11 protein-coding genes are annotated in these 12,682 nt (G+C 48.3%); 8 read left to right on the top strand and 3 right to left on the bottom strand.

Annotated elements, in window-relative coordinates; all coding sequences use genetic code 11:
* Nucleotides 1-382 (bottom strand): S-adenosylmethionine synthetase N-terminal domain-containing protein (locus tag AC6R1O_RS01825; RefSeq protein ID WP_500656399.1); only part of this gene is annotated, 382 nt, incomplete at its 3' end.
* 358 nt (nt 383-740) lie between these two features.
* On the opposite strand from AC6R1O_RS01825, the gene tkt reads away from it, so the two are divergent.
* From tkt to mscS, 5 genes are all read left to right on the top strand, one after another.
* The gene (gene tkt, locus AC6R1O_RS01820; RefSeq protein WP_500631433.1) at nt 741-2,735 is read left to right on the top strand and encodes a transketolase; all 1,995 of its coding nucleotides are present in this window, start codon (nt 741-743) and stop codon (nt 2,733-2,735) included.
* A gap of 191 nt (nt 2,736-2,926) precedes the next feature.
* Nucleotides 2,927-3,973: an erythrose-4-phosphate dehydrogenase gene (epd, locus tag AC6R1O_RS01815; protein ID WP_500633823.1), complete on the top strand. Its 1,047-nt coding sequence runs from the start codon at nt 2,927-2,929 to the stop codon at nt 3,971-3,973.
* A gap of 185 nt (nt 3,974-4,158) precedes the next feature.
* Complete coding sequence (locus AC6R1O_RS01810; RefSeq protein WP_500629325.1) at nt 4,159-5,319, top strand: phosphoglycerate kinase; 1,161 nt, start codon at nt 4,159-4,161, stop codon at nt 5,317-5,319.
* Between the two features lie 163 nt (nt 5,320-5,482).
* Entirely contained in the window at nt 5,483-6,559 is a 1,077-nt protein-coding gene (gene fbaA / locus AC6R1O_RS01805; protein WP_500627749.1) for a class II fructose-bisphosphate aldolase, read from the top strand.
* A 173-nt stretch (nt 6,560-6,732) separates the two neighbouring features.
* Entirely contained in the window at nt 6,733-7,596 is an 864-nt protein-coding gene (gene mscS, locus AC6R1O_RS01800) for a small-conductance mechanosensitive channel MscS (protein ID WP_500627748.1), read from the top strand.
* Nucleotides 7,597-7,656: 60 nt separating this feature from the next.
* Here mscS and AC6R1O_RS01795 read toward each other — a convergent pair whose 3' ends face one another.
* Nucleotides 7,657-8,283 (bottom strand): LysE/ArgO family amino acid transporter, encoded by a 627-nt coding sequence (locus tag AC6R1O_RS01795; protein WP_500627747.1) that lies wholly within the window; start codon nt 8,281-8,283, stop codon nt 7,657-7,659.
* A gap of 109 nt (nt 8,284-8,392) precedes the next feature.
* On the opposite strand from AC6R1O_RS01795, the gene AC6R1O_RS01790 reads away from it, so the two are divergent.
* The 3 genes from AC6R1O_RS01790 (at nt 8,393) to AC6R1O_RS01780 (ending at nt 12,113) form a co-directional block, all read left to right on the top strand.
* Nucleotides 8,393-9,295, top strand: a complete 903-nt coding sequence (locus AC6R1O_RS01790; protein ID WP_500633822.1) for a LysR family transcriptional regulator ArgP — start codon at nt 8,393-8,395, stop codon at nt 9,293-9,295.
* Nucleotides 9,296-9,381: 86 nt separating this feature from the next.
* A complete protein-coding gene (locus AC6R1O_RS01785; RefSeq protein ID WP_500631437.1) occupies nt 9,382-10,098 on the top strand; it encodes an oxidative stress defense protein in 717 nt (238 codons plus the stop codon).
* A gap of 194 nt (nt 10,099-10,292) precedes the next feature.
* Complete coding sequence (locus AC6R1O_RS01780) at nt 10,293-12,113, top strand: GGDEF domain-containing protein (protein ID WP_500656398.1); 1,821 nt, start codon at nt 10,293-10,295, stop codon at nt 12,111-12,113.
* 196 nt (nt 12,114-12,309) lie between these two features.
* Here AC6R1O_RS01780 and AC6R1O_RS01775 read toward each other — a convergent pair.
* Nucleotides 12,310-12,682 (bottom strand): pyruvate kinase alpha/beta domain-containing protein (locus AC6R1O_RS01775; RefSeq protein ID WP_500656397.1); only part of this gene is annotated, 373 nt, incomplete at its 5' end.

Genomic DNA, 12,682 nt, shown 5'->3' with positions numbered 1-12,682 from the left:
ATGCGTAACCAAACATGATGCCTTGGTCACCGGCACCTTGCTCTTTTGGATCCGCTTTGTCGACACCTTGGTTGATGTCTGGAGACTGTTTACCGATGGTGTTTAGCACTGCACACGAATCCGCGTCAAAGCCCATGTCAGAGTGAACGTAGCCAATTTCACGTACGGTTTGGCGCGTTAACTCTTCGATGTCTACCCATGCAGAAGTGGTGATTTCACCGCCGACCATGACCATACCGGTCTTGACGTAGGTTTCACACGCTACGCGAGCTTTTGGATCTTGCTCGAGGATCGCATCGAGAACCGCATCTGAGATTTGGTCTGCAATTTTATCTGGATGGCCTTCTGATACGGATTCAGAAGTAAACAGGTGCTTAGCCATGAGAGCTCCATTTAATCTGTTGGATGGGCGTCATTGCTCGCCCAGCACAAAAATAAGGTTAAATTATGTAGGTGTATCTACATCTAGACGTCTATTCTAGTTTTGCGTGCTCGAATTACAAGTTATTTTTGTGATTTAAGTAGAGTAAAAACGCGTATTTTTCTCAATCCGCCGCGTGAGGTAAAGAGCAATCGTTTGCATCAAGCAGTAACGAAAACCGGCGGTCTTCGAGAAATTTGCAATAAATATCGTAGATCTGGCGTTGATTAGACAGTAATCGATTGCACCCGCGCAGATGCTCTGCGAGAATTATCGCCCACATTAGTTATCAATTCGCTTAATGCATTCAGGAGCAGACATGTCTTCTCGTAAACACTTGGCCAATGCAATTCGTGCACTTAGCATGGATGGTGTTCAACAAGCTAATTCCGGTCACCCAGGCGCACCGATGGGGATGGCGGATATCGCCGAAGTTCTTTGGCGTTCACACTTAAACCACAACCCAGCGAACCCAGAATGGGCAAACCGCGACCGTTTTGTGCTATCAAACGGCCACGGCTCAATGCTGATTTACTCTTTGCTGCACCTAAGTGGTTACGAGCTGTCTATTGATGATCTGAAAAACTTCCGTCAGCTTCATTCAAAAACGCCGGGCCACCCAGAATATGGTTATGCACCGGGCGTAGAAACCACTACTGGTCCTCTTGGCCAAGGTATCACTAACGCAGTGGGCATGGCGCTGGCAGAGAAAGCATTAGCGGCGCAGTTCAATAAAGAAGGCCATGACATCATCGACCACTTCACCTACGTATTCATGGGGGATGGCTGTTTGATGGAAGGGATCTCTCACGAAGCATGTTCACTAGCGGGCACTCTGGGCCTTGGCAAGCTGATCGCTTTTTGGGATGACAATGGCATCTCGATTGATGGTGAAGTGGAAGGTTGGTTCTCTGACGATACACCAAAACGCTTTGAAGCTTACGGTTGGCATGTTATTCCAGCTGTCGATGGCCATGATGCTGAGGCGATCAACGCCGCCATCACTGCCGCGAAAGCGGACCCTCGCCCTACTCTAATTTGTACTAAGACCATCATCGGTTTTGGTTCACCAAACAAAGCGGGCTCTCACGATTGTCACGGCGCGCCACTAGGTGCAGACGAAATCAAAGCTGCGCGTGAGTTCCTAGGTTGGGAGCACCCAGCATTTGAGATTCCAGCAGACGTATATGAGCAGTGGGATGCGAAAACCGCAGGCGCAGCATCTGAAGCGGCGTGGAACGCTCAGTTTGAGGCTTACGCAGCGGCGTACCCAACAGAAGCGGCGGAGCTGAAACGTCGTCTCAACGGTGAGCTTCCTGCGCAATGGGAAGAGAAAGCGAATCAAATCATTGCTGATCTGCAAGCCAACCCAGCGAACATTGCCTCGCGCAAAGCGTCTCAAAATGCGCTTGAAGCGTTCGGTAAAATGCTGCCTGAATTTATGGGCGGTTCGGCGGACCTCGCGCCATCCAACTTGACCATGTGGTCGGGCTCAAAATCACTGGAAGCAGACGATTTCTCAGGTAACTACATTCACTACGGTGTGCGTGAGTTCGGTATGACGGCCATCATGAATGGTATTGCGCTGCATGGCGGTTTTGTCCCTTACGGTGCGACCTTCTTGATGTTTATGGAGTACGCCCGTAACGCGATGCGTATGGCCGCTCTGATGAAAATTCAGAACATCCAAGTGTACACGCATGACTCGATTGGTCTGGGTGAAGATGGCCCAACTCACCAACCCGTTGAGCAAATGGCGTCACTTCGCCTAACGCCAAACATGAGCACATGGCGTCCATGTGACCAAGTGGAATCTGCGGTCGCTTGGAAATTGGCGATTGAGCGTAAAGATGGCCCAACGTCTCTGATTTTCTCTCGTCAAAACCTCGCGCAGCAAGCGCGTGACGCTGGGCAAGTGGCTAACATCGCTAAGGGTGGTTACATCCTAAAAGATTGCGCGGGCAAGCCAGAGCTTATCCTTATCGCCACCGGTTCTGAAGTAGAACTGGCTGTTGAAGCGGCGGCGCAGCTAACCGCTGAAGGCAAGCAAGTACGCGTGGTGTCTATGCCATCGACGGATGCGTTCGATAAGCAAGACGCAGCGTACCGTGAATCCGTACTGCCAGCTGACGTAACAGCACGTATCGCTATCGAAGCGGGTATTGCGGACTTCTGGTACAAGTATGTCGGCTTTGGCGGCAAGATCATCGGTATGACAACCTTCGGTGAATCAGCGCCTGCTGGAGAGCTGTTCAAGCTGTTTGGCTTCACGACAGAAAACGTCGTGAACACAGCGAAAGAACTGCTTGCTTAATTGTGGCGATGTAGTTTGAAGGAAACCGAGTCGTGAGTGGCTCGGTTTTTTTATTGTAGTTTCCTAGTTCCTAGTTCCTAGTTCCTAGTTCCTAGTTTCTAGAAATATGCGGTTTCGGGGATTGGAACTCGCATCTGGGCACGGGCTCAGTTACTATCTGTGACACGAAAATCAGGTAGGGTGAGGAAAGGATGCTTAAAATTGCGATCAATGGATTTGGACGTATCGGTCGTAATGTGTTGCGCGCGGTTTACGAGAGCGGCAAACATCAGCAGATCAAAGTGGTCGCGGTCAACGAGTTGGCACAGCCTGATGCGATGGCGCACTTACTGCAATACGATACGAGCCACGGTCGTTTTGGCAAAAAAATTACCCATGACCAAGAGCATATCTATATTCATCACGGCGTCGTGGAGAGTGGCGACTTTGATTCGATTCGGATTTTGCACCTAAATGACATAGAGCTACTGCCTTGGCGCGATCTTGAGGTCGATATGGTACTCGACTGCACCGGTGTCTATGGCTCGCAAGCCGATGGCCAAGCGCACATCAAAGCCGGCGCTAAAAAAGTGCTCTTCTCCCACCCAGGCGCCAGTGATCTCGACCACACCATCATCTATGGCGTGAACCATGAAACATTAACCGCAGAGCATCGCGTCGTTTCTAACGGTTCGTGTACGACCAACTGTATTGTCCCTATCATCAAAGCGTTGGATGATGCTTTTGGTATCGACTCTGGCACGATCACCACCATTCATTCCTCAATGAATGATCAGCAGGTGATTGATGCGTATCACAATGATTTGCGTCGTACTCGAGCCGCCAGCCAATCCATCATTCCAGTTGATACGAAATTGCACAAAGGGATTGAAAGAATCTTCCCGAAATTTTCCAACAAATTCGAAGCCATATCCGTGCGCGTTCCCACGGTAAACGTCACTGCGATGGATTTAAGTGTCACAATTAATACGAATGTGAAAGTTAATGACGTAAATCAAACCATTGTTAACGCATCTCAGTGTACATTACACGGCATTGTTGACTATACTGAAGCGCCGCTCGTATCGATTGACTTTAATCACGATCCCCACAGTGCCATTGTTGATGGTTCCCAGACTCGCGTGAGTAATGGGCACCTAGTCAAAATGTTGGTTTGGTGTGATAACGAATGGGGCTTTGCGAACCGCATGCTGGATACTGCGCTCGCAATGCAGGCCGCTTCAGAACAAGCTGGGTAGTGCCTTTTAGCGGTCATTTTTACCCAGATTGGAAGCGCCGAAAGGCGGTGGAGTAATATTTATTTTTACCCTTGAAATAAATATTGATAATCTCCATATCAAAACCAGTTTGAAGAATTAATAGGCTTGGCAGGGTTGCCGAGTGACTGAAAACTTTATTTTTTGAATAGTTGAGAGGACAAACCATGTCTGTAATCAAGATGACTGACCTGGATCTAGCAGGTAAACGTGTATTCATCCGTGCTGACCTAAACGTGCCAGTAAAAGACGGCAAAGTAACTTCTGATGCGCGTATCCTCGCGTCTCTACCAACAATCAAGCACTGCCTAGAAGCAGGCGCGAAAGTGATGGTTACTTCTCACCTAGGTCGCCCAACAGAGGGTGAATACGCGGAAGAGTTCTCTCTACAACCTGTCGTAAACTACCTAAACGATGCACTTGACTGCGAAGTTAAGCTAGCGAAAGACTACCTAAACGGTCTAGAGCTGAACGCGGGCGAGCTTGTTGTTCTAGAAAACGTTCGTTTCAACGTTGGCGAGAAGAAAAACGACGAAGCACTGTCTAAGCAGTACGCTGCACTTTGTGACATCTTCGTAATGGACGCATTCGGTACGGCTCACCGTGCACAAGCATCAACTCACGGTGTGGGTATGCACGCCGACGTTGCGTGTGCAGGTCCTCTACTTGCGAACGAGCTAGAAGCGCTAGGTAAAGCAATGGACAAGCCTGCGCGTCCAATGGTTGCTATCGTTGGTGGTTCAAAAGTGTCGACTAAGCTGACTGTGCTTGAGTCTCTGTCTAAAATCGCTGACCAACTGGTTGTCGGTGGCGGTATTGCTAACACCTTCATCGCAGCGGCTGGCCACAACGTAGGTAAATCGCTATACGAGGCAGACCTAGTCGACACAGCGAAAAAGCTAATGGAAGAGTGCGCGATTCCAGTGGCGACTGACGTTGCTTGTGCAAAAGCATTTGATGAGAACGCAGAAGCGGAAATCAAAGACGTATCTGAAGTTCAAGACGACGACATGATTTTCGACCTAGGTCCAAACTCTACCGCGCAATTGGCTGAGATTCTGAAGAACGCGAAAACCATCCTTTGGAACGGTCCTGTGGGCGTATTCGAATTCAAGAACTTCGAAGCGGGCACAAAAGGTATCTCTGAAGCGATCGCAGCGTCTGAAGGTTTCTCTGTTGCAGGTGGTGGTGACACGCTAGCGGCGATCGACAAGTTCGGTATCAAAGCAGATGTGTCTTACATCTCAACGGGCGGCGGTGCGTTCCTTGAGTTTGTAGAAGGTAAAGTCCTTCCAGCGGTTGAAATGCTAGAAGCACGCGCTAAGTAATTGATAGAAAGCGGGGGAGTCTCTCCCGCTTTCTTGTTTGCGGCACATCACATTTTTGCTAGAATAGCGCAAGTTGTGAGCAAACGTTTGCAAGAATTTAAACTGAAAAGTTTTATTTTTATAACGACCATTTTTAAAAATGACAGCTAATAGGATTAAATCCATGTCTAAGATCTTCGATTTCGTAAAACCAGGTGTTATCTCTGGCGATGACGTTCAGAAAGTGTTTGAAGTTGCAAAGGAAAACAACTTCGCTCTACCAGCAGTGAACGTAGTAAACACAGACTCAATCAACGGCGTTCTAGAAGCAGCAGCGAAAGTAAAAGCGCCTGTTGTGGTTCAGTTCTCTAACGGCGGTGCCGGTTTCTTTGCGGGTAAAGGTCTAAAACTTGAAGGTCAAGACGCACAAGTGCTTGGCGCAGTTGCTGGCGCGAAATACGTTCACGCTGTTGCAGAATCTTACGGTGTGCCTGTTATTCTTCACACTGACCACGCAGCGAAAAAACTGCTTCCTTGGATCGACGGTCTACTAGATGCGGGTGAAGAGTTCTTCGCTCAAACTGGCAAGCCACTTTTCTCTTCTCACATGATTGACCTTTCTGAAGAGTCTCTAGAAGAGAACATCGAGATCTCAGCAAAATACCTAGCTCGCATGGCGAAAATGGGTATGACGCTAGAAATCGAACTAGGCTGTACTGGTGGTGAAGAAGACGGCGTTGACAACTCACACATGGACGCATCTGAGCTGTACACTTCTCCAGAAGACGTGGCTTACGCTTACGAGAAATTGGTGGCAATCAGCCCTCGTTTCACTATCGCAGCGTCTTTCGGTAACGTACACGGCGTTTACAAGCCAGGTAACGTTGTTCTTACTCCAACTATCCTACGTGACTCTCAAGCGTACTGTGCTGAGAAGTTTGGTATTGCACCTAACGCACTAAACTTCGTATTCCACGGTGGTTCTGGTTCAACTGAAGCAGAAATCCAAGAGTCAATCAGCTACGGTGTCATCAAAATGAACATCGATACTGATACTCAGTGGGCAACATGGGACGGTATCCGTAAGTACGAAGCGGAAAACCACGATTACCTACAAGGTCAAATCGGTAACCCAACTGGCGAAGATGCGCCAAACAAGAAGTACTACGATCCACGCGTATGGCTACGTGCTGGTCAAGCTTCAATGGTTGCTCGTCTAGAGAAAGCATTTGCTGACCTAAACGCGGTTGATGTTCTGTAATTCAGCCCGTCACTTTAATTGATAAGAAGCCGCTCATCGAGCGGCTTTTTTTGTGTCCGCTTTTTAATACAAATGAATATAAATTGTTATAAACTCTGGCGAAATACCATGGCTTTGCGTAATCTGTAAGCTACAATTATTCAACTAAGTCACTTTAATAGAGGAAAGAGAGTATGGCAGAAGAATCAACAGGGATTGAAACGCCAATCATCGACAGCTTGTCTCACGCCGAATCTTGGCTAAATAACAATTCAGATTTACTGATTCAGTATGGTGTGAACATCATTTCTGCGATCGCTATACTGTTTATTGGTAACATCATTGTTAAAAGCATTGCTAACAGCATCTCTAAAGTTTTAGAGAAGAAGCAGATGGATAAAGCGGTCGTCGACTTTATTCATGGTCTGGTTCGCTACCTACTCTTTGTGATTGTTTTGATTGCCGCGCTTGGCCGAATTGGTGTTCAAACGGCGTCTGTGGTTGCGGTTATCGGTGCGGCCGGTCTTGCGGTTGGTTTAGCGTTGCAAGGCTCGCTGTCTAACTTCGCAGCGGGTGTGTTGATTGTCGCGTTTCGTCCTTTCAAATCCGGTGATTATGTTGAGATTGCCGGTGTGGCAGGCAGCGTTGATTCCATCCAAATCTTCCAAACGGTGCTGAAAACGCCTGACAACAAAATGGTCGTGGTGCCAAACGCTGGCGTTATCGGCGGTGCGATCACCAACTACTCTCGTCATGAAACGCGACGTGTTGATCTCGTGATTGGCGTTTCCTACAAGGCAGATCTTAAGCAGACCAAGCAAGTGATCCGTGAAACGTTGGAAAAAGATCCGCGTATCTTGAAAAATCCAGATATCACGATTGGTGTTCTCGCTTTGGCGGATTCTTCGGTGAACTTTGTGGTTCGTCCTTGGGTGAAAACGGCGGACTACTGGGGGGTTTACTTCGACGCCATGCAAAACATTAAAGAAGCGTTGGATGCGGCGGGTATTGAGATTCCATTCCCACAAATGGACGTGCATCTCAACAAAGTCGACTAATACGATTGAACGACGTAAAGCGAAAAGCGAGGCCCTTGAGCCTCGCTTTGTTTTATCCACTCATCCCCAGCCTTGCAGCAAGTGCTTGGCGAGCATGCCCGCGATGACCCACATCATGGTACCGACCAGAAAATCAATCACTTGTTTTACTCTAGGTTTGGATAAGGTGGGCGCCAATTTAGCGGCGCCAATCGACAGCCCGTAAAACCACACAAAGGACGCCAAGATAGTACCGATGGCGAAAGAGAGTCGCTCCTGACCTTCGAATTGGCCGCCGATGGATCCCAAAATAACCACGGTATCGAGATAAAGGTGCGGATTGAATACGGTGACGGCGAGCGCGCCTAAAATGACCGCTTTACGACCGCGCGATAGCTCACTGCTTTGTAGCCCTTCGCTGTGGGAGGCCAGCGCACTTTTCAGAGAAAGAAACCCATAGTAGCCGAGAAACAGAATGCCGCCGATGGTCACTAAAGTCAGCAAGGTCTCATTTTGTGACAGAATCGCCCCGCCGCCAAAAATACCGACAGAGATAAACAGCATGTCGAGAAAGCTGCAGATCGTCGCCGTAGTCAGGTGGTGTTGACGTTTGATGCCTTGATTCAGTACGTAAGCATTTTGCGCGCCAATGGGGATAATCATACTGGCCCCTAAGCCAAACCCTTGCAGCATTAACCAGAAACTCACGATAACCTCTCTTTTTGTTCATGATAGGCGCCCACAATAATCAGAATTAAGATATAAATACAATTAATGATTTTAATTGATTATTAGTAATACTTATGAGGATGGTGCGATGAAAGGGCTGGATTATCGTTGGATTGAAGCGCTGGATAGCGTGATCAAAACCGGTGGCTTTGATAAAGCGGCCAATGCGCTGTATGTCACCCAGTCTGCGGTTTCACAGCGAATCAAACAACTTGAGCGATTCGTGGCGCAGCCCGTCTTGGTTCGTGACCAGCCACCAAGGCCTACTCCCCTTGGTCAAAAGCTGCTCGGTTTCTATCAGCGCATTCAATTGCTGGAACAAGAGTTGATTCCGGAAATTAGCAATCAGCAGCCTTTGCAAATCCGTCAGCTCTCGATTGCGACCAACGCCGATAGTTTGGCCACCTGGCTACTACCGGCGTTGAGCCCGGTACTGAAAAAGCACCCGCTCGAGATGAGGTTTGAAGTCGATAGAGAGGGCCGTACACTAAATAAACTCAAGCAAGGTGAGGTGGTGGGGGCGATCAGTATGGCAAGCCAAGCCCTCAGTGGTTGCGTGGCCCGCTATTTGGGTCGGATGGATTACATTTGCGTGGCCACGCCGCAGTTTCGCGAGCGTTTTTTTCCAAAAGGATTGACCAAAGAGGCGCTCTCGATAGCCCCTGCGGTCTCGTTTGATCAACACGATCCATTGCATCGAGATTTTCTTAAGCAACATGGCATTGATATTGATCGAGGGATCAACCACTGGGTCTCGAGCTCTGAGGCGTTCGTCAATATGGCGCTTAACCATTGCGCTTACTGTTTGATCCCCACCATACAGATCGAAAAGGAGCTTGAGCAGGGCACTTTGGTCGATTTGCTTCCCGGGTATTGTCTCTCCTTTGAGATGTATTGGCACCACTGGCAACTCGAAACAGGCCTGCTGAAAGAAGTCAGCGAAGCGATTCTCAGTTATGCGCAGCAGCACCTGATCCAGCCGAGTCGTTAATTCTTTGTCAGTTTTCTCTTGTCTCACTTGGTGAAGAAATCAACGTTTTCTATTATGTATGAAATACCTAACATACGGATCGCTTTATGACCAACCCAACTCGAATGTCTGCTGTGCGCGTTCAATGTCGCTGGCTCGCTTTGCTGGCATGTGTGGCCAGCGCGCCGAGCTTTGCCGAGATAGATTTTCCCCACCTCAGTACCACAGGCTATGGTGAGGTCACCGCTGAGCCTGATATGGCGAAATTTACGGTGACCGTGGTCGAATCGATGCTCACCGCAGAGCAGGCAAAACAAGCCGTCGACCAAGTGGTGAGTGACTTTCTCAAAGCGTTAGGGCGAGAAGAAGTCCCGAGCGAGCAGATTCAAAGCTCTAATCTCTATCTCTCACCTCAATATCAGTATCCTAAGAATGGGGCTCCTGAGTTGGTCGGCTATCGTGCGACTCGTACCATTCAAGTCACGGTCAATGAACTGGAAAAGCTCAATGATTATCTTGACCTGGCGCTGAGTGTGGGCATCAACCAAGTGAGCAATATTGAGTTGAAAGTAAAAGAGGCCGCACGTTACCAAGATCAAGCGCGTCAAGCGGCGATCCGTGATGCCAATCAGAAAGCGCACGCGTTGTCTGAAGGGTTTGGTAAAACACTCAAAGGCGTGTGGCGAATCGATTATCGCAGTCAGCAAAACCAACCGGTATTGATGCGTACCATGAGTATGGACGCGAAAAGAGAGTCAGTGGGCTACCAAGACTCATCGATCATCATTCGTGATAGCGTGGATGTTATTTATCAGATTGATTGATTTCTTACTAAAAGCCTTTATTTTTTAAAGGGAAAAATAGCGAGGGGTCGAATGTGTCATCGCTCGCTCTTTAATCGACTTTCGTATTAATGCTATACTTCCTCCTCATTTTTTTAAGAGCATAGCTAGTGATGAAAAGCCGCAGTAACTTTTGGTATCTAATACTAGTTATGTTAGTGCTCATATTGATAGTGATGACTTACTATCATGGCCGATACCAAGAAGTAAAAACGGCGGCAATGAACACCATCATCACTCAAGCTTCACATCAATTGACCTACAGCGAACGCGAGTATCTGAATGTTCGCAATCAGTTTGTTTCTGTCGTCAATTTGTTATCGCACAGTCGTAATCTTTATGACTATATAGCCGAGCCAACGGACGAGCATAAAACCATTGTCGAGCAGTCTTGGGTCTCGGTGACCGACAGCCAGCTGTGGTATACCCAAGTCCGCTATCTGGATCGTCAAGGCAAAGAGCAGATCCGCGTGAACTTCCGCGATGGCAAAAGTGCGGTCGTGAGTGAGGAGAACCTGCAAAATAAATCGCAGCGCGACTACTTTGATTACGCTCAAACTCTGGCAAAAAACGAGATAGGGACTTGGGGCGTCGATTTGGAAATCGAGCGTGGCGAGGTGGTGTATCCCTATCGTCCTAGCCTGCGTTTATTGACTCCGATATACATTGATGAGGTGAAGACGGGTTACCTTATTCTTAATGTCGATGTGGAAGCGTTGGCATCGAGACTCAACTATGCCCCCGATGGCCTACTGCGACCAAAACTCGCTAATGACGGCGGTTATTTCTTAGTTAGCGACAATCAACAAGAGCGTTTTGGCCATGTGATTGAAGAGCGTAAGCACTTCAGTTTGCCTCAACTATTTCCTCAAGCTTGGGCCAAAATGCAGGTGAAAGAGTCCGGCTCAGTGATGGAGAACGGTGAGCTACTCGTGTTTGAAAAGTTGTTCCTTTCTCCTCGCCATGAGATGTACTTGGTGATCCATTTAAGTCAGCAGCAGCTCAATGATCTCACGGGTCGAGAATTGTTGGAGCTGTTTCAAGAGGCACTACTCGCGATCTTATTGGTGATCGCAGTGATCGTGCCTGGCGGCGTATTGATCTTCTATTATCGTAAACGCAGTATTGAGAGCCAACTGGCGAGAGCGGCGCTCAGTGGGATGTCGGCGGTGATCATCACCGACCGCTGGTATCGAGCAATTTTAGTCAATGATGAGTTCAATAAGCTTACGGGACTAAGCCAACAAGAGGTGGTGAATCGGAATGTGTTCAAGATCTTGCTGGGGGAAAAGCAGATCGAAGCCTCAATGCACATTTTTGAACAACTGTCTAAGCATCAGTTTTGGGAAGGAGAGGTGAGACTCAACAGTTCGCCGCTCGATTATGACGTCACTGTGATTGCACGTGTTCAGAGCGTATTATCGAAAACAGGCAGCGTCAGTTATTACATTACCTCGCTCGTGGATATCTCCGATCGTGTTGCCCTTGAAGAGCGCCTCAGGGTGCTGAGTGAAATTGATGAGCTAACCCAGCTTTGGAATCGACGTAAGTTTGATGCAGAGCTAAGAAAGAGCGCCAAGCTAGTGGAGCGCTACGGAGAGAGTAACACCACCTGCCTTGCCTTGATTGATATTGATTACTTTAAGCGAATCAATGATGAGCAAGGGCACGACCAGGGGGATCGCGTGATTCAGCGAGTAGGAAATCTGATCAAAGAGCGCTTACGCGATACCGATTTTGTGGCGCGAATTGGCGGCGAGGAGTTTGCAGTGATCATGCCTCACACGCCGCTTGAAGAAGCAGAACGTGCGCTCGATAGGTTGCGGGTAGCAACGGCGAATCAGCTGGATATTCCGGTCACGATCAGTGTTGGCGTCACGGATATGACGAACGATTACACTCGCTGTTATAAATGCGCGGATATCGCACTGTATGAATCAAAAACCTTAGGGCGCAACCGCGTCTCTACTTGTCGCAGCAGCGACGACATCGCATAACGAACTCTTTCGTCTTAAAGAAGGTCTCTTCTTAAAGTACGTCGCGTCTTCATTGAGCACGTCAGTGCCTAAGTTAGTCCCCCCAATTTTCTTTCTATTTACACTCTCTTTGTTCACTGCTCTATGCGTCTCCGTGATTGCAGGCAAAAGAAAAGGGAGCCGAAGCTCCCTTTATTCATGTTACTGAGTTCAACGATTATAGAACGTGAACTGACGCTGTGTTGGTTGTGCCAGAAGCAACAAGTGCACCTGATACCATTACAACGATGTCGCCTTTGTTACCAAGGCCAGACTCAAGTGCCAACTCTTTACCTTTGATGTAGAAAGAGTCAGTGCTGTCGATTGAGTCAACCAATACTGGACGAACGCCTTTAGTCAGAACAAGTTGAGCGGCTGTCTTCTTGTTAGTCGTTAGCGCTAGGATGTTTGCTGTTGGGAAGTACTTACGTACTGAACGAGCAGACTTACCGCCTTCTGTTGCAACAACGATAAGAGGAGCCGCTAGCTTCTCAGCAGTGTCTACAGCGCCTTTACATACCGCTTCAGTGATGCGTAGACGTGGGCTGTCT

It is taken from the genome of Vibrio sp. R11-SG3-ISO3-SZ, from assembly GCF_059834345.1.
Note: the sequence above shows the minus strand (reverse complement) of the source record. Positions and strands in the feature narration are given on the sequence as shown.

Excerpts from the sequence above, each read along its gene's own strand:
- tkt (WP_500631433.1), top strand. The coding sequence starts at position 741 with ATGTCTTCTCGTAAACACTTGGCCAATGCAATTCGTGCACTTAGCATG.
- epd (WP_500633823.1), top strand. The coding sequence starts at position 2,927 with ATGCTTAAAATTGCGATCAATGGATTTGGACGTATCGGTCGTAATGTG.
- AC6R1O_RS01810 (WP_500629325.1), top strand. The coding sequence starts at position 4,159 with ATGTCTGTAATCAAGATGACTGACCTGGATCTAGCAGGTAAACGTGTA.
- fbaA (WP_500627749.1), top strand. The coding sequence starts at position 5,483 with ATGTCTAAGATCTTCGATTTCGTAAAACCAGGTGTTATCTCTGGCGAT.
- mscS (WP_500627748.1), top strand. The coding sequence starts at position 6,733 with ATGGCAGAAGAATCAACAGGGATTGAAACGCCAATCATCGACAGCTTG.
- AC6R1O_RS01790 (WP_500633822.1), top strand. The coding sequence starts at position 8,393 with ATGAAAGGGCTGGATTATCGTTGGATTGAAGCGCTGGATAGCGTGATC.
- AC6R1O_RS01785 (WP_500631437.1), top strand. The coding sequence starts at position 9,382 with ATGACCAACCCAACTCGAATGTCTGCTGTGCGCGTTCAATGTCGCTGG.
- AC6R1O_RS01780 (WP_500656398.1), top strand. The coding sequence starts at position 10,293 with ATGACTTACTATCATGGCCGATACCAAGAAGTAAAAACGGCGGCAATG.